This is a genomic window from Burkholderia sp. AU6039 (genome assembly GCF_002223365.1).
GTDB lineage: Bacteria > Pseudomonadota > Gammaproteobacteria > Burkholderiales > Burkholderiaceae > Burkholderia.
In genome coordinates, this window is record NZ_NKFK01000004.1 from 526,498 (window position 1) to 543,939 (window position 17,442).

Here is a 17,442-nt window from a genome sequence, read left to right on the forward strand (position 1 = left end):
GCCGCGTCAGGCCGTGCGGCGATGACGCGCCATCGTGACGGCCGTGTCGAGCGCGGCGATCATGCTGCCCGGATCCGCGCGGCCGGTGCCGGCCAGATCGAGTGCCGTGCCGTGATCGACCGACGTCCGGATGATCGGCAGCCCGAGCGTCACGTTGATGCCCTCGCCGAACGTCGCATACTTCAGCACGGGCAGGCCCTGGTCATGGAACATCGCGAGCACGCAATCGGCGTCCGCGAGATGGCGCGGCTGGAACAGCGTGTCGGCCGGATACGGGCCGCGCGCGTCGATGCCCTGCGCGTTCGCGCGGGCCAGCGCCGGCGAGATCACGTCGATCTCCTCGCGGCCGAGATAACCGTTCTCGCCCGCGTGCGGGTTCAGGCCCGTCACGAGGATGCGCGGTGCGGCGAGACCGAAGTCGCGCCGCAGGTCGCGATCGATGATCGCGAGTGTCTCGACGAGCCCGTCGACCGTGAGTGCGGCGGACACGTCCTTCAGCGGCAGGTGCGTGGTCGCGAGCGCGACGCGCAGCGGCCGGTGGCCGGTACCGGCCAGCATCATCACGACCCGCGGCGTATGCGTGCGCTCCGCCAGGTATTCGGTATGGCCGGTGAACGGCACGCCCGCATCGTTGATGGTGCTCTTCTGCAGCGGCGCGGTGACGATCGCATCGTACCGGCTTGCCAGCGCACCGTCGATCGCCGCATCGAGCAACCCGAGCACGTACGGGCCGTTCGCGGCGTCCAGCTTGCCCGCCTGCACGGACACGGCGAGCGCGTGATGCGCGACCGACACCGGCCCGCCGCCGGCCAGCGTGGCCCGGTCGGCGCCGACGGCCGCCGCGCGCACATCGAGCAGCGCCGCATCGCCGAGCACGGTGAAATGCGCGTCGGGCCAGCGCTGCGCGGCATCACGCAGCGCCTGCACGGTCAGCTCCGGGCCGACCCCCGCGGGTTCGCCAGTCGTGATCGCGATCTGCAGCGCGGGTGCGGTCATCTGAAGCTCGCTCAGTTCGCCGGGCCGACGCCGCCGATCTTGTACTGCACGTACGACGAATCGCGCAGCTCGCGCAGCCAGTCGGCATACGCCTGCTCGGCCTTGCGCTGGCCGATCGCCTGACGCGCGATATCCATCTGCTGCTGCACCGAGCCTTCCGCTTCGCGGCGGCTCAGCACCTGGATCAGGTGATAGCCGTACTCGGTACGGATCGGCTGGCTGACCTGGCCGTCCTGCAGGTTGTTCATCGCGCGTTCGAATTCCGGCACGGTCTCGCCCGGGCTGATCCAGCCGAGATCGCCGCCTTGCGACGCCGACCCGTCCTGCGAGTAGGTACGCGCGAACTTCGCGAAATCGCCGCCGGCCTCGACCTGGTTGCGGATGTCGGCCAGTTGCTGGCGCGCCTGGCCTTCCGACTTGCCTTCGCCCACGCGCAACAGGATGTGGCGTACGTGCGTCTGCACGATCTTCGGTGCCGCGGCGGACGCGCCCTGGCTCTGGCGACGATCGACGAGGCGCACGATCTCGAAGCCGTCCGGCACGCGGATCAGCGTCGGGTTGACCTGGCCCGGGCGCAGCTTCGATGCGGCATCGACGACGTCGGCCGGCAGCGCGCTCGGCGCCTTGAAGCCGAGGTCGCCGCCCTTCTTCGCGTCGTTCGCTTCCGAATTGTTCTTCGCGAGCTTCTCGAAGTCGGCGCCCGACTTCGCCTGCTGCAGCAACGCGTCAGCCTTCTTCTGCGCGGCTTCGATGTCGGCCTGCGGCGCGTTGGTCGGCGCCTTGATGAAGATGTGCTGGAAGCGCAGGTCCTGCTGTTGCGACGCACTCGGCCCGCGCTGGCTCGCGATGTAGTTCGCGACCTCGGCGTCCGACACGGTGATCTTGCCGTCGACCTCGCGCTCGCGCAGCTTCGACAGCATCAGTTCGGTACGCGCGTCGCTCGTGAAGATGCTCCAGGGCACGCCTTGCGCCTCGAGACGCGCGCGGTACTGCTCGAGCGTCATGCCGTTCGCCTGCGCGAGACGCTGCAGCGTGGCCTGCACGGTCGCGTCGTCGATGCGGATCCCGTCGTCCTTGGCCTTCTGCACCTGGATACGCTCGAGCACCATCTGGTTCAGCACCTGCGCGCGCAACTGGTCGGTCGGCGGCACCGGTGCGTTCTGCTGCTGCAACCGGCGCGCGATCAGGCCGGCACGCTGGTCGAGTTCGCGGCCCGTGATCACGTCGTTGTTGACGACCGCGACGACTTCGTCGGCGAGCTGCGCACCTTGCGAACCGAGCGCCTGCGCCGCGGCCGGCGCGGCGGCGAGCAGCGCGGAGGCCGCAGCGAGGCTGGACACGACTGCCGCGAAACGAAGGGTTTTCTTCATTGCCACTGGAACTCCATTGAAATCGTGCTGACCGGTGCAGACAAGCCGGCGTTACTCGTAGTTGCTGAAGCGGGACATCGGCGGCGGCGGCGGCGGCAGCGGCGTGTAGCCCGGCACCCCGGCGCGGAACGCCGACACGAGGCCGTTGTCGACGGTCGACAGGCCCTTGAGCGTCAGCTGCATCATGACTCGCGTCGACGAACTCTGCTGTCCCGACGAATTGATGCCGTTCGCCGCCCGCTGCACCCCGACCCCGAGCGCCCAGCAGTCCGCGTCGTATTGTAAGCCGACCAGACCGTCGACCACGCGATCGCCGGCGAGGTCGTAGTTGAAGCGGCCGATCGCATACAGGCGGCGCGTGAGCGGCCATTGCGCGGACACCAGGAACTGGTTGATCGGCTGGTTGTCGAGCGTGGTGTTCGATCGCGTGTAGCGGTAGCCGACGTTGATCACGCGGCGCTCGCCCGGGCTGTAGCCGAAACCGACGCTCGACTTCACGAGCTGGTTGTTGTTCTGGTTGTACTGGAACGCCGTCTCCGACATGAAGCCCGAGCCGAGCTTCAGCGCGGCGCCGACGATCAGGTCGGAGTGACGCGCCTGCACGGCGGACTGCCCGGAATTCAGCGTGACACGCTGATCGGCGAAATAGTACTGCTGCGCGATCACGAAACGCGCACGCTCGTCGCCGGTGCGCGGATCGATGAAGCGCGACGTGAGGCCGGCCGTGATCCGGTTCGCATCGGCGATCCGGTCGTTGCCGACGAACGTATTCGGCTGGTAGATCTCCGCGAGGCCGAAGTCCGACTCCGCGGTGTCGAACAGCGGTGCGTTCGACTGGTCGCGATACGGCGTGTACACGTAGTACAGGCGCGGCTCGAGGGTCTGGATGAAGTCCTGGCCGAACAGGCGCACCGAGCGGTCGAAGATCAGCCCCGTATCGAAGCTCACGGTCGGGATCGACTCGGTGAAGCGCTTCGGGCTGTTCGGCGTGGTCGACGACAGGTAGTTCAGGTCGTACGACGCGAAGTGGTACTGGACCTTCGGCACGACGAAGTAGCCGGGGCCGTACACGCCGTACGCAATGTACGGATTGAAGACGATCCGGTCGCCTTCCGTCGCATCGGCCGTCGTGATGCGGAACCGCGAATAGTCGGCTTCCGCGCCGAAGTCGAAGCCGCCGACGTTGTACTTCGTGTACTTCACGTTCAACTGCGGCTCGCGGCTGTACGGCGCGATCGACGGCGGCAGCGTCTGCCAGTGCTGGTAGCGCGCGAGCACCGACCACGGGCCGTTGTTGTACGTGACACCGGCTTCCTGCTGGTACAGCGTCTGCGTGCCGTTGATGAACTGGTTCGCCGACCCGAGGTCTTCGGGATACGTGTTGTCCGAGACCTTGTTGTAGTAGACGTAGCCGCCGAAGCCGCCGCCGAAATTCTGCTGGTGCTGCCAGTAGATCGCGTAGCGGTTGCGGTGCGCGAGCCGGTCATCCGGCAGGTAATTGGCCGTAAACGTGCCCGAATACGACGGCGACAGGTAGCGGAACGTCGCCTCGGCCATCACGCCGCGCCGCGAGATGATGCGCGGCGTGAGCGTCAGGTCGCGGTTCGGCGCGATGTTGAAGTAGTACGGCAGCGTCAACTCGAAGCCATTCTTCGAGTCCATCGAGAACGTCGGCGGCAGCAGGCCGCTGCGCCGCTCGCCCGACAGCGGGAACGTCATCCACGGGCTCGCGAAGATCGGCACGCCCTGGAAGAACAGCACGCCGTTGCGCGCGGTGCCTTCGTCGGCACCCGTATCGAAGTCGAACCGGCTGCCCTTGATGTACCACGCGGGGTTCGTCGAGCACTGGCACGCGGTGTAGGTGCCGTTGACGAACACCGAGCGCTCGTTGTCGACCATGTCGACGCGTTCCGCGCTGCCCGAGCCGCCCGTCACGTTGAAGTGATACTTCGGCGCCGTCATGAAGCCCTGGTTCGCCTCGATCTTCAGGTGCGCCTCGGGGCCTGCGAACGACGTGCCGGCATTGTTGATCCTGACCTGGCCGTACGCATCGGCCATGTCGGTATCCTGATCGTAGTGGATCGCGTCGGCCTTCACGACGGCGTCACCGCGCCGCAGCTCGGCCGAACCCTTCGCGGCGAGATCCTGCTCGGCCGTGCCGCTCGTATGGTCGGCGATCACGAAGGCGGCCGGTTTCGCGCCGTCCTTCAGCGGATGATCCTCGAGCTGGGGCGCGAGACGCAGATCCCACGGCGAGTCGAGCGGCTGCGGCTGCGCGGCCGCGCCCGACAGCTGCGCGTACGACACGGCCGGCACGAGGCCGGGCACGGCCAGGAGTGCGAGCGCGAGCCGCCGTTTGCGCGGCGCCCCGTCACCGGGGAAAACATTCGGGAATAGCGGTTTGGGCGGCATCTATCGTTTGGCGAATCGCCCCTTGTCAACCGCGCCGTCGCGGCACATGCGCGCGCGGCAGGCCGCACCGTCGCACCGCGACTGCGGCTGAGCGCAAACCGGGGAGGCGTTCGGGCGACCGCGCGACAGGCGGCGGGCCTGCACGGCGGAAAGCTGACGCGGGGCGCGTCAAAAAAGTCGTGGGGTATTATATGGCAAGACGTTCCCCCCTCCGCCGAGTTTCATGACGCCCCCATCCGCCGTATCCCAGCCCGACGCCCGCCTCGAAGCGCTCACCGCGTGGCTGCACCCGCTCGCCGAACGCTATGCGCTCGACCTGTCGACCCTCGCGCCCGCCTCGTCGGACGCCAGTTTCCGCCGCTATTTCCGTGTCGCGTCGGCCACGAGCGCCGGCGGCACGCTGATCGCCGTCGACGCGCCGCCGCCCGAAAAGTGCCGTGAATTCGTCCAGGTCGCGCAACTGCTCGCCGCGTCCGGCGACCACGTGCCGGACGTGCTGGCCCACGATTTCGACGCGGGCTTCATGCTCGTGACCGATCTCGGCCGCACGTCGTACATCTCGGTGCTCGATCCGGCCGACCCGGCCGCCGCAAAACCGCTGATGCGCGCGGCGCTCGACGCGCTGATCCGCTTCCAGCTCACGTCGAAGCCCGACGTGCTGCCGCCGTTCGACGAGGCATTCCTGCGCCGCGAGATGGAGCTGATGCCCGAATGGTTCGTCGGCCGCCACCTCGGCAAGCCGGTCACCGACGCGATGCGCGGCACGCTCGACCGCACCTTCGCGCTGCTGGTCGCCAGCGCGCACGCGCAGCCGCAGGGTTTCATGCTGCGCGATTTCATGCCGCGCAACCTGATGGTGTGCGCGCCCAACCCGGGCATCCTCGATTTCCAGGATGCCGTCTACGGGCCGCTGACGTACGACGTCGTGTCGCTGCTGCGCGACGCCTTCATCAGCTGGGACGAGGAGTTCGAGCTCGACTGCTTCGCGTACTACTGGGAAAAGGCAAAAAAGGCCGGCCTGCCGGTCGACCCCGATTTCGGCGAGTTCTACCGCCAGCTCGAATGGATGGGGCTGCAGCGCCACATCAAGGTGCTCGGCCTGTTCGCGCGTATCAATTACCGTGACGGCAAGCCGCACTACCTGAACGACCTGCCCCGCTTCATCGCGTATGCGCGCAAGGTCGCGCTGCGCTATCGCCCGCTCGTGCCGTTCGCGAAGCTGCTCGACGAGCTCGAGGGCAACGCGCCGGCCGACGTGGGCTATACCTTCTGATCGTTCCGACTCTCCTGACACCCGGCCGAACATGAGCAACACCCTGACCACGGCGATGATCTTCGCCGCCGGGCGCGGCGAACGGATGCGCCCGCTCACCGACACCCGCCCGAAGCCGCTGCTCGAAGCGGGCGGCAAGCCGCTGATCGTGTGGCAGATCGAGGCGCTCGCCCGCGCGGGCATCGAGACGATCGTGATCAACCACGCGTGGCTCGGCGAGCAGATCGAGGCTGCGCTCGGCGACGGTTCGCGCTGGGGCGTGCGGCTCGTGTATTCGGCCGAAGGCGAAGCGCTGGAAACCGCGGGCGGCATCGCGCAGGCGTTGCCGCTGCTCGAGCGCGACGGGCAGCCGGCCGTGTTCGCGGCGGTCAGCGGCGACGTCTACTGCGCGTTCGACTACCGGTCGCTCGCGCCGCGCGCCGCCCGGATGGCCGCGCTCGATACGCCGGCGATGCACCTCGTGATGGTGCCGAACCCGCCGTTCCACCCGGCGGGCGACTTCGCGCTCGGCGACCACGGCCGCCTTGCGCTCGACGGCGCCGCGCGCTTCACGTTCGGCAACATCGGCCTGTACGACACGCGGATGTTCCGCGATCTCGCGCCCGGCACGCGGCGCGCGCTGACGCCGTACTATCGCGCGGCGATCGAGGCCGGCCGCGCGAGCGGCGAACTGTATGAAGGTATCTGGGAGAACGTCGGCACGCCCGCGCAACTCGGCGAGCTGGATGCTCGGCTGCGCGCCGTGGAGTGACCGGCTGACGGGCCCTCGGGCTGAATGATCAAACGGCCGGTTAGCTGACGGGTGGGCTAGCTGGCTGACCGGCGAACTGGCCGCGTTGACCTGACTGATCAAAGGGCCCGGCGCCTGTCGAACCACCATGCCGGGCCGGCTCCCGCCCATCAAACGTGCCCCGTCCTGCTGCGCGCGCCCCGCGCGCAGCCCCGCCGCTCACGCGGCTTCCGCCTCTTCCCCGCCCGCCGCCGCGCGCTGCTGCTGCAGCGCCCACATCTGCGCATACAACCCGTCGGCGCGCACGAGTTCGTCGTGCGTGCCGCGCTCGACGATCCGCCCGTGGTCCATCACCAGGATCTGCTGCGCGTGCACGACCGTCGACAGCCGGTGCGCGATCACGAGCGTCGTGCGATGCCGCGCGATCTGGTCGAGTTCGTGCTGGATCGCGCGCTCCGAGCGCGAATCGAGCGCCGACGTCGCTTCGTCGAACAGCAGCACCGGCGGGTTCTTCAACAGCGTGCGCGCGATCGCGACGCGCTGCTTCTCGCCGCCCGACAACTTCAGCCCCCGCTCGCCGACCGGCGTGTCATAGCCCTTCGGCAAACTTTCGATGAAATCGTGGATGTGCGCGGCACGCGCGGCCGCGATCACCTCGTCGCGGGTCGCGGTCGGCCGGCCGTACGCGATGTTGTAGTAGATCGAGTCGTTGAACAGCACGGTGTCCTGCGGCACGATCCCGATCGACGCGCGCAGCGAGTCCTGCGTGACGTCGCGGATGTCCTGGCCGTCGATCCGGATCGCGCCGCCCGCCTGCCGGTCGAGATCGTAGAAGCGGAACAGCAGCCGCGACAGCGTCGACTTCCCGGAGCCGCTGTGGCCGACCACCGCGGTCGTCGTGCCCGCATCGATCGTGAACGACACGTCGTGCAGGATCTGCCGCGCCGGCTCGTACGCGAAATTCACGTGCTCGAAGCGCACCTGCGCGCCGGCCACCGCGAGCGGCCGCGCATCGGGCAAATCGGCCACTTCCTTCGCGGCCGACAGCAGCCCGAACATGCGATCCATGTCGGTCAGGCTCTGCTTCAGCTCGCGATAGACGACACCGAGAAAGTTGAGCGGAATGTACAGCTGCAGCATGAACGTGTTGATCAGCACCAGGTCGCCGAGCGTCAGCTTGCCCGCGAGCACGCCCTGCGTCGCACGCCACAGGATGAACACGAGCCCCGTGCCGATGATCGCCTGCTGGCCGAAGTTCAGCACCGACAGCGAATTCTGCGAACGGATCGCGGCTTTCCGGTAGCGCTTCAGGTTCTCGTCGTAGCGCTGCGCTTCCCACTCCTCGTTGCCGAAATACTTGACCGTCTCGTAGTTGATCAGCGAATCGATCGCCCGCGAGTTCGCACGCGAATCGAGTTCGTTCATCGTGCGGCGGAAATGCGTGCGCCAGTTGGTGACCTTCACCGTGAACACGATGTAGGTGACCAGCGCCGCGAACGTCACGTACGCGTAATAGGCCTCGTACTTGACCACGAAGAAGCCGAGCACGAGCCCGACCTCGACGAGCGTCGGCAGGATGCTGTACAGCGAATACGAAATCAGCTGCTGGATGCCGCGCGTGCCGCGCTCGATGTCGCGCGACATGCCGCCGGTCTGGCGCTCCAGGTGAAACCGCAGCGACAGCCCGTGCAGGTGCCGGAACACCTGCAACGCGAGCTGGCGCACCGCGCTCTCGGTGACCTTCGAGAACAGGATCTCGCGCAGCTCGGTAAACAGTGAAGTGGACAGCCGCACGAGCGCATACGCGACGACCAGCAGCCCCACGCCGCCCGCGAGCACGATGCCGGCCGACTGCTCGGCGCGGCCGATCGCGGTGATCTGCTGGACGTAGGACAGGTGGTCGACGATGCGCTTCATCACGACCGGCACGCCGAGGTTCGCGACCTTCGCGCCGATCAGGCAGCCGAGCGCGAGGGCGACGCGCCATTTGTAGGTGGTCAGGTACGGCAGCAGCGACCGGATGGTTTGCCAGTCGTTGCGGGGCCCGGTCGAAGCCGGCGCGGGCTCGCCGGAAGCAGGAAATCGGCGCATGGGGGGAAGGATCGGCGGCGGTGCCGGACGCGTGCATCGGCGGCCGGCTCGCTCACTTTCTCGTACAATTTGCGAACGTTGTATTGTCGCAGAAGCCGCCTCGCGCCGCTGCCGGCGCCCCCGCCGGCCGGCCTGCGCGCGGCGGCGTAATTATTACAGGATGAAAGCCCCCGCCATGACCGATTCGACCCTCGAACTCCCGCAAAAGCAGCCCGCGCTGCGCGTCGTCCCGCAACCGCACGACGCGAACGTCCACGGCGACGTATTCGGCGGCTGGATCATGTCGCAGGTCGACATCGCCGGCTCGATCCCCGCGAGCCAGCGCGCGAACGGTCGCGTCGCGACGGTCGCGGTCAATTCGTTCGTGTTCAAGCAGCCGGTGTTCGTCGGCGATCTGCTGAGCTTCTACGCGACCATCACGCGTACCGGCAACACGTCGATCACGGTCGACGTCGAGGTGTACGCGCAGCGCATGCGCCTGATGGGTGAAGTCGTCAAGGTCACCGAAGCGACGCTCACCTACGTCGCGACCGGCACTGACCGCAAGCCGCGGCAACTGCCGCCGCTCTGACGGGCGAGCGCCGCACGGCGGCGCTTTCCCTGCCTGCGGCCACCTCAGTGCGTGGCCGTCAGCCCGAACTCCCGCATCGCGGGCAGGAAATCGTGGTTCAGCTTCGGCTTGCGCGACAGCTTCACCAGCACGTAGCGCTGGAACGGCGCGAGCCGCTGCCACTGCGCGAGCTCGGGCGCCATCAGCCCGGCCAGTGCGCTCTGCTGCACGAGCGACTCCGGCACGATGTCGGTGGCACGCCAGGCCGGCTGCTCGTCCGGCTGGAACCACGAGGGCTCCAGATCCGCGTGCGTACGCAGCATTTCGAACAGCGCGTGATCGAAGTTGGGCTCGATCGCGGTGTCCTCGTCGGCCGGAAAGCGCGCGAGCAGCTTGCGGTCCTCGAGCGGCAGCAACTGCCACTGCTCCAGTGAGATCCGCAGACCGAAACGGTCGAGATTGAAACGCACGATCATCGGGATGTACGTGAAGTTTTCCGACGAAGCGTGTTCGAAGGCGAATAGCAGTGGAGCGTCGCTGAGTCCCATGATCGTTACCTGATGTGGCGGATACCGGCGCGGCCGGCTTGCCTGGGGTATTTTAGAACCTCTGCGCGCGGGTGGCGGATACGATTGCCGCCGGCCCCGCGCGCCGAATCAACGGGAGTGCTCGTGAATCCGACCGAATCCGGCGACCTGCGCGACGAACCGCGCGGCGCGATCGAACTGTCCGTGCGCCGCACGCGCGGCGGCACCGTCGAAACCGCACACGACTACGTCGGGCAGGAATGGCCCGTCGCGCTCGTCTTCAACGGCATCTCGCATGCGGTGATGATGTGTACGCCGTGCGACCTCGAAGCGTTCGCGGTCGGTTTCGCGATCTCGGAAGGGATCGTCGCGCGCGGCAGCGACATCAAGGACATCGAGGTGATCCTGCACACCGACGCGCCGCTGCCGCATGCGGAAGTCCACCTGGAGGTCGTCCAGCGGGCGTTCGCCGCTCTGAAGGACCGGCGCCGTGCGCTCGCGGGGCGTACCGGCTGCGGCGTCTGCGGAATCGAAAGCATCGACCTGCTCGACCTCGCGCCCGAACGCGTGCCCGATACGGGCTTTCTCGCCCGCCTCGCCCCCGACGCGCTGACGCGTGCGGCGCAGGCGCTGCCGGTTCACCAGGCGCTCACGCGGCTCACGGGCGGCCTGCATGCGGCCGCGTGGTGCGACGCAACAGGCGCGATCCAGATGGCATTCGAGGACGTCGGCCGCCACAACGCACTCGACAAGCTGATCGGCTCGCTCGTGCTGTCGCGCGCCGACGCGACCGACGGCTTCGTGTTCCTGTCGAGCCGCGCGAGCTACGAGCTCGTGCGCAAGGCCGCACGGGTCGGCATTCCGCTGGTGGCGACGATCTCCGCGCCGTCATCGCTCGCGATCGAGATCGCGAAAGCGGCCGGCTTGCGGCTCGTCAGCTTCTGCCGCGAAACCGGCCACGTCGACTACGGCACGGCCTGATCGCGATCGCGGGAGCGCGCCGGCAGTTCGCTGCCGGCGCGCCCTGCTCCGTCAGACGGTCAGTCGAACTGACGGAAATCCGGCTTGCGCTTCTCGAAGAACGCCGTCATCGCCTCGCGCGCTTCCGGCGCGCGCAGCATCGTGGCGAAGTGGCCCGCTTCCTCGGCCATCCGCGCCTGTGTCGCCACCCCGCCCGTATCCTTCAGCAGCGCCTTCGTCACACGCAGCGATGCCGCCGGCAGCGCCGCGAGCTTTGCCGCCTGCTTCGCCGCGAACGCGTCGAGCTCGGCCGCCGGCAGCACGCGGTTGACGATGCCGATCCGGTGTGCTTCCGGCGCGTCGAACGCTTCGCCGAGCAGCAGCTTCTCGGCCGCGACCTGATGGCCGGCCAGACGCGGCAGCAGCGCGCTCGACGCGGCTTCCGGGCACAGCCCGAGCTGCGTGAACGGCAGCGAGAACGTCGCGGTGTCGGCCGCGTAGACCAGATCGCAGTGCAGCAGCATCGTCACGCCGACACCGATCGCCAGGCCCGGCACCGCGGCCACGATCGGCTTGCTCGCGCTGCTGATCCGCGCGAGAAACTGGAACACCGGCGCGGTGTCGTCCTTCGGCGGCGACTTCAGGAAATCCTCGAGATCGTTCCCCGAGGTGAAATTGCCGTCGCCACCGCGCAGCAGGATCACGCGAACCGCCTTGTCTTCCTGCGCTTCGGCGAGGGCATCGGCCATCGTCTGGTACATCGCCGCCGTCAGCGCGTTCTTCTTCGCCGGGCGCGCGATCGTGATCGTCATCACGCCATCGGCGCGTTCCACTTGAATTTCGGCCACAACCGTCTCCTTTGACTTTCCTCTATCGGAATGAAAAAAACGGTGCGCGAGCTCGTGGCCCGCGCACCGTCGCAGCTTGTCGTCGTGCTCCGCTTACAGGCGTTCGATGATGCCCGCGGCGCCCATGCCGGTGCCGACGCACATCGTGACCATCCCGTACTTCAGGTTGCGGCGGCGCAGGCCGTGCACGACGGTCGCCGCGCGGATCGCGCCGGTCGCGCCAAGCGGGTGGCCGAGTGCGATCGCGCCGCCCATCGGGTTGACCTTCGACGGGTCGAGGCCGAGATCGCGCATCACCGCCAGCGATTGCGCGGCGAACGCTTCGTTCAGCTCGATCCAGTCGAGATCGTCCTGCTTCAGGCCGGCAGCCTTCAGCGCGGCCGGAATCGCTTCCTTCGGGCCGATGCCCATGATTTCCGGCGGCACGCCACGCACCGCGAAGCTCACGAAGCGCGCGAGCGGCGTCAGGTTGAATTCCTTGAGCACCTTCTCCGACACCACGAGCAGCGCGCCCGCGCCGTCCGACGTCTGCGAGCTGTTGCCGGCCGTGACCGAGCCCTTGTTCGCGAACACCGTGCGCAGCTTCGCGAGGCCTTCGATCGACGTATCGGCGCGCGGACCTTCGTCGAGCTTGATCTCGCGCGTCTTCACGTCGACTTCACCGGTCGCGAGGTTCGGGAAACGCTCGGTGATCGTGTACGCGGCGATCTCGTCGTTGAACTCGCCGGCCTGCTGGGCGGCAAGCGCCTTGCGGTGCGACTCGACCGAGAACGCGTCCTGGTCTTCGCGGCTCACCTTCCACTGCTCCGCGACGCGCTCGGCCGTCAGGCCCATCCCGTACGCGATGCCGAAGTCTTCGTTGCGATCGAAGATGTGCGGCGACATCGACGGCTTGTTGCCCATCATCGGCACCATGCTCATCGATTCGCAGCCGCCCGCGAAGATCGCGTCCGATTCGCCGACGCGGATGCGGTCGGCCGCCATCGCCAGCGCCGTGATGCCCGACGCGCAGAAACGGTTGACCGTCACGCCGCCGACCGTCTGCGGCAGGCCTGCGAGCAGCGCGCCCATGCGCGCGACGTTCAGGCCCTGCTCGGCTTCCGGAATCGCGCAGCCGATGATCGCGTCTTCGATCAGCTTCGTGTCGAAGCCGGGCACCTGCGCCACCGCCGACTTGAGCGCGTGGACCAGCAGCTCGTCCGGGCGCGTGTTCTTGAAGACACCGCGCGGGGCCTTGCCGATCGGCGTGCGGCTGGCGGCGACGATGTATGCGTCTTGCAATTGTTTGCTCATTTGAGACTCCTTGCCTTATCCGCTCGCTCAGTTACGCACCGGCTTGCCGGTCTGCAACATGCCCATGATCCGTTCCTGCGTCTTCTGCGTGCCGAGCAGCTCGACGAACGCACGGCGCTCCAGCGCGAGCAGCCACTGCTCGTCGACCAGGCTGCCGGCTTCGACGTCGCCGCCGCACACGGCTTCGGCGATGCGGCTCGCGATCAGGTAGTCGTGATCGCTGATGAAGCGGCCGTCACGCATGTTGACGAGCGATGCCTTGATCGTCGCGATCGCCGAACGGCCGGCGACCGGCACGTCCTTCGCGCGCAGCGGTGCGCGGTAGCCGGTCGCGGCCAGCGCGCGCGCTTCCTTCTTCGCGGTGTCGAGCAGTTCGAACACGTTGAAGATGATCGTGTCGGACGGCTTCACGTAGCCCATCGCACGGGCATCGTGCGCGGACGCCGACACCTTCGCCATCGCCGCGTTCTCGAACGACTTCGTGACGAACTTCAGGATGTCGGTGGTCGCGTTCGCGGCCGTTGCGGCATCCGCTGCGCGCAGCGCGGCTTCCTTCAGGCCGCCGCCCGCCGGCACGAGGCCGACGCCCACTTCGACGAGACCGATGTAGCTCTCGACGTGCACGACGCGCTTCGCGCTGTGCAGCATCAGCTCGCACCCGCCGCCGAGCGCGATGCCCGACACGGCTGCAACGACCGGCACGTTCGCGTACTTCACGCGCAGCATGCCTTCCTGGAACTTCTTCACGAACGGCTCGATGCCCTTCGCGCCGCCCATCATGAACGCGGGCATCGCCTCTTCGAGGTTCGCACCGGCCGAGAACGGGCCGCCCGGCGTGCCGAGCTTCAGCGACGTCGGCTGCCAGATCACGACGCCCTTGTAGTCCTTCTCCGCGAGTTCGATCGCCTGCACGAGGCCGTCGATCACGCTCGGTCCGATCGTGTTCATCTTCGACTTGAACGACACGATCACGACGTCGTCTTCACCCGCACGGTCGTCGACCCATGCACGCACGGCATCGGTCTCGAACAGCGTCTTGCCGTACGTCTTCGGATCGGCACCGGCTTCGCCGAGCAGCGGCGCACGGAATACCTGCTTGTCGTAGACCGCGAGGTCCGAACGCGGCACGAAGCGCTTCGCTGCCGGCGCCCACGAACCTTCGGCCGTGTGCACGCCGCCCTTCTCCGCCACCGCGCCTTCGAGCACCCACGACGGCAGCGGCACGTTCGCGAGCGCCTTGCCGGCCGCGATGTCTTCCTGCACCCACTCGGCGACCTGCTTCCAGCCGGCAGCCTGCCAGCCTTCGAACGGGCCTTCGTTCCAGCCGAAGCCCCAGCGGATCGCGAGGTCGACGTCGCGCGCGTTGTCGGCGATCGATTCGAGATGCACGCCGATGTAGTGGAACACGTCGCGGAAGATCGACCACAGGAACTGCGCGTGCGGATGGTCCGTTTCACGCAGCAGCTTCAGGCGTTCCGCCGGCGGACGCTTCAGGATGCGGCCGACGGTTTCGTCCGCCTTCGCGCCCGAATCCACATAGGTGCCCGTCTTCGCGTCGAGCACCTTGATCGCCTTGCCTTCCTTCTTGTAGAAACCGCCGCCCGTCTTCTGGCCGAGCGCGCCCTGCTTCACCAGTTCGGCGAGCACGGCAGGCGTCTGGTAGACCGGGAAGAACGGATCGTCGGCGAGGTTGTCCTGCATCGTCTTGATCACGTGCGCCATCGTGTCGAGGCCGACCACGTCCGCGGTGCGGAACGTCGCCGACTTCGCGCGGCCGAGGCGGCTGCCCGTCAGGTCGTCGACTTCGTCGAAGCGCAGGCCGAACTTCGCGGCCTCGGTGATCACCGCGAGGATCGAGAAGATGCCGACGCGGTTCGCGATGAAGTTCGGCGTGTCCTTCGCGCGCACGACGCCCTTGCCGACGATGCTCGTCAGGAAGGTTTCGAGCTGGTCGAGGATCTCCGGGCGCGTATGCGCGGTCGGGATCAGCTCGACGAGGTGCATGTAGCGCGGCGGGTTGAAGAAGTGCACGCCGCAGAAGCGCGACTTCAGCTCGTCCGAGAACCCTTCGGACAGCTTCGTGATCGACAGGCCCGACGTGTTGGTCGCGAAGATCGCGTTCGGCGCGATGTGCGGCGCGACCTTCTTGTACAGGTCGTGCTTCCAGTCCATCCGCTCGGCGATCGCCTCGATCACGACGTCGCACTCGGCGAGCTTCGCGATGTCGTCTTCGTAGTTCGCTGCCTCGAGGTACTTTGCGTCGTCCTTCACGCCGAACGGCGCGGGCGACAGCTTCTTCAGGTTCTCGATCGCCTTCAGCGCGATCGCGTTTTTCGGGCCTTCCTTGGCCGGCAGGTCGAACAGCAGCACCGGCACGCGCGCGTTGATGAGGTGCGCGGCGATCTGCGCGCCCATCACGCCGGCGCCCAGCACGGCGACCTTGCGAATCAGGAAATTGCTCACGGGATGTCTCCGGATAGTGTCGTGCAGCGCGGGAGGTGGGGGCTGCACGGCGAAGTGAGTACCAGGAACCGTTGCGTTCGGGCGGCGCGCGGTGCGCCCCGCCCGGACTCGCGTCAGAACAGCGATTCGTCGACTTCCATCAGCGTCTTCGAACCGGCGCGCGCCGCGCGGATCGTCGACGCCGTCTCGGGCAGCAGGCGCGCGAAGTAGAAGCGAGCGGTGGCGAGCTTCGACTTGTAGAACGGATCGCCCGACGCTTCCTTGTCGAGTGCGAGGCGCGCCATGCGCGCCCAGAAGTACGAGAACACCAGGTGGCCGACGGTGCGCAGGTACGGCACGGCGGCAGCGCCGACTTCGTCCGGGTTCTGCATCGCCTTCATGCCGATTTCCATCGTCAGCTTCTGCACCTTGTCGCCGATGTCGGCGAGCGGGTTGATGAACTCGGCCATTTCCGGCTTCACGCCTTCGGCTTCCGCGAATTCCGTGACGAGCTTGCCGAACTTCTTCAGCTTCGCGCCCATGTCGCCGAGCACCTTGCGGCCCAGCAGGTCGAGCGACTGGATCGAGTTCGTGCCTTCATAGATCATGTTGATCCGCGCGTCGCGCACGTACTGCTCCATGCCCCACTCGGAGATGAAGCCGTGACCGCCGTAGATCTGCATCGCGTGGTTGGTCGACTCGAACGCGTTGTCGGTCAGGAACGCCTTGATGATCGGCGTGAGCAGCGCGACGAGGTCGGCCGCTTCCTTGCGCACCGCTTCGTCACCGTGCGACAGCTCCTTGTCGATCTGCAGCGCGGACCAGTACGTGAATGCGCGCGCGCCTTCGGCGTAGGCCTTCTGCGTGAGCAGCATGCGGCGCACGTCCGGATGCACGATGATCGGGTCGGCCGGCTTGTCCGGTGCCTTCGGGCCCGTCAGCGAGCGCATCTGCAGGCGCTCCTTCGCATAGGTGAGCGAGTTCTGGTACGCGACTTCCGTGAGGCCGAGGCCCTGCATGCCGACGCCGAGGCGCGCGGCATTCATCATCACGAACATCGCGTTCAAGCCCTTGTTCGGCTCGCCGACCATCCAGCCCGTCGCGCCGTCGAGGTTCATCACGCACGTCGAATTGCCGTGGATGCCCATCTTGTGCTCGATCGAGCCGCACTTGATGCCGTTGCGCTCGCCCGGCTCGCCGGCTGCGTCGGGGATGAACTTCGGCACGATGAACAGCGAGATCCCCTTGGTGCCCTGCGGCGCGTCCGGCAGGCGCGCGAGCACGAGGTGGATGATGTTCCTCGACATGTCGTGCTCGCCGCTCGAAATGAAGATCTTCGTGCCGCTGATCGAGTACGAGCCGTCGCCGTTGGGTTCGGCCTTGGTGCGCAGGATGCCGAGGTCGGTGCCGCAGTGCGGCTCGGTCAGGCACATCGTGCCGGTCCATTCGCCCGTCACGAGCTTCGGCAGGTAGCGCTGCTGCAGTTCCGGCGCGCCGTGTGCGTGCAGGCACTCGTAGGCGCCGTGCGACAGGCCCGGATACATCGTCCAGGCCTGGTTCGCCGAGTTCAGCATTTCGTAGAGCGCGTTGTTCACGAACGCGGGCAGGCCCTGGCCGCCGTAGTCCGGATCGCAGCCGAGCGCCGGCCAGCCGGCCTCGACATACTGCTGGTAGGCTTCCTTGAAGCCGGTCGGGGTCTTCACGACGCCGTCGCCTTCATACGTGCAGCCTTCGCGATCGCCGACCTGGTTCAGCGGGAACAGCACCTCGGAGCAGAACTTGCCCGCTTCCTCGAGGACCTGGTTGATCGTGTCGGCGTCGAGGTCCGCATGCTTGGGCATTTGCTTGACTTCGGCTTCGACGTTCAGAAGCTCGTGCAACACGAATTGCATGTCGCGCAGCGGCGCGGCGTACTGTCCCATGACTCTCTCCAAAGGTGGGCAAAACGGC

The 17,442-nt window shown here is 67.4% G+C and carries 13 protein-coding genes; 4 read left to right on the plus strand and 9 right to left on the minus strand.

Annotated elements, in window-relative coordinates; all coding sequences use genetic code 11:
- Positions 1 to 6 precede the first annotated feature (6 nt).
- Genes pdxA through CFB39_RS15125 form a run of 3 tightly spaced genes read right to left on the minus strand, consistent with a single transcriptional unit; the run spans position 7 to position 4,778 of the window.
- The gene (pdxA, locus tag CFB39_RS15115) at positions 7 to 996 is read right to left on the minus strand and encodes a 4-hydroxythreonine-4-phosphate dehydrogenase PdxA (RefSeq protein WP_089473533.1); all 990 of its coding nucleotides are present in this window, start codon (positions 994 to 996) and stop codon (positions 7 to 9) included.
- 11 nt (positions 997 to 1,007) lie between these two features.
- The gene (locus CFB39_RS15120) at positions 1,008 to 2,366 is read right to left on the minus strand and encodes a peptidylprolyl isomerase (RefSeq protein ID WP_089473534.1); all 1,359 of its coding nucleotides are present in this window, start codon (positions 2,364 to 2,366) and stop codon (positions 1,008 to 1,010) included.
- A 51-nt stretch (positions 2,367 to 2,417) separates the two neighbouring features.
- A complete protein-coding gene (locus tag CFB39_RS15125) occupies positions 2,418 to 4,778 on the minus strand; it encodes an LPS-assembly protein LptD (protein ID WP_089426294.1) in 2,361 nt (786 codons plus the stop codon).
- Positions 4,779 to 5,001: 223 nt separating this feature from the next.
- Between CFB39_RS15125 and CFB39_RS15130 the strand changes: the two genes are divergently transcribed.
- Entirely contained in the window at positions 5,002 to 6,051 is a 1,050-nt protein-coding gene (locus CFB39_RS15130; protein WP_089473535.1) for an aminoglycoside phosphotransferase family protein, read from the plus strand.
- Positions 6,052 to 6,082: 31 nt separating this feature from the next.
- Entirely contained in the window at positions 6,083 to 6,802 is a 720-nt protein-coding gene (gene murU / locus CFB39_RS15135; RefSeq protein WP_089473536.1) for an N-acetylmuramate alpha-1-phosphate uridylyltransferase MurU, read from the plus strand.
- Positions 6,803 to 7,000: 198 nt separating this feature from the next.
- Here the strand turns inward: murU and CFB39_RS15140 are convergent, their stop codons facing one another.
- The gene (locus CFB39_RS15140; protein WP_046546241.1) at positions 7,001 to 8,872 is read right to left on the minus strand and encodes an ABC transporter ATP-binding protein/permease; all 1,872 of its coding nucleotides are present in this window, start codon (positions 8,870 to 8,872) and stop codon (positions 7,001 to 7,003) included.
- Positions 8,873 to 9,047: 175 nt separating this feature from the next.
- Here CFB39_RS15140 and CFB39_RS15150 point away from each other — a divergent pair, with 175 nt between their 5' ends.
- Positions 9,048 to 9,443 (plus strand): acyl-CoA thioesterase, encoded by a 396-nt coding sequence (locus CFB39_RS15150; protein ID WP_041492954.1) that lies wholly within the window; start codon positions 9,048 to 9,050, stop codon positions 9,441 to 9,443.
- A gap of 44 nt (positions 9,444 to 9,487) precedes the next feature.
- Here CFB39_RS15150 and CFB39_RS15155 read toward each other — a convergent pair whose 3' ends face one another.
- The gene (locus CFB39_RS15155) at positions 9,488 to 9,970 is read right to left on the minus strand and encodes a nitrate reductase associated protein (RefSeq protein WP_089426298.1); all 483 of its coding nucleotides are present in this window, start codon (positions 9,968 to 9,970) and stop codon (positions 9,488 to 9,490) included.
- Positions 9,971 to 10,087: 117 nt separating this feature from the next.
- Between CFB39_RS15155 and fdhD the strand changes: the two genes are divergently transcribed.
- A complete protein-coding gene (gene fdhD, locus CFB39_RS15160; protein WP_373452732.1) occupies positions 10,088 to 10,930 on the plus strand; it encodes a formate dehydrogenase accessory sulfurtransferase FdhD in 843 nt (280 codons plus the stop codon).
- A gap of 59 nt (positions 10,931 to 10,989) precedes the next feature.
- On the opposite strand, the gene CFB39_RS15165 is transcribed toward fdhD, so the two are convergent.
- The 4 genes from CFB39_RS15165 to CFB39_RS15180 form a co-directional block, all read right to left on the minus strand.
- A complete protein-coding gene (locus tag CFB39_RS15165) occupies positions 10,990 to 11,757 on the minus strand; it encodes an enoyl-CoA hydratase (RefSeq protein ID WP_089473538.1) in 768 nt (255 codons plus the stop codon).
- A 93-nt stretch (positions 11,758 to 11,850) separates the two neighbouring features.
- On the minus strand, positions 11,851 to 13,050 hold the full coding sequence (locus CFB39_RS15170) for an acetyl-CoA C-acyltransferase (RefSeq protein ID WP_039360089.1): 1,200 nt from the start codon (positions 13,048 to 13,050) through the stop codon (positions 11,851 to 11,853).
- A gap of 27 nt (positions 13,051 to 13,077) precedes the next feature.
- Positions 13,078 to 15,513 carry a 3-hydroxyacyl-CoA dehydrogenase/enoyl-CoA hydratase family protein gene (locus tag CFB39_RS15175; RefSeq protein WP_046544448.1) on the minus strand — a complete coding sequence of 812 codons (2,436 nt, stop codon included), beginning with the start codon at positions 15,511 to 15,513 and terminating at the stop codon, positions 13,078 to 13,080.
- Positions 15,514 to 15,626: 113 nt separating this feature from the next.
- Positions 15,627 to 17,414 carry an acyl-CoA dehydrogenase C-terminal domain-containing protein gene (locus CFB39_RS15180; protein WP_089473539.1) on the minus strand — a complete coding sequence of 596 codons (1,788 nt, stop codon included), beginning with the start codon at positions 17,412 to 17,414 and terminating at the stop codon, positions 15,627 to 15,629.
- Positions 17,415 to 17,442: the final 28 nt, after the last annotated feature.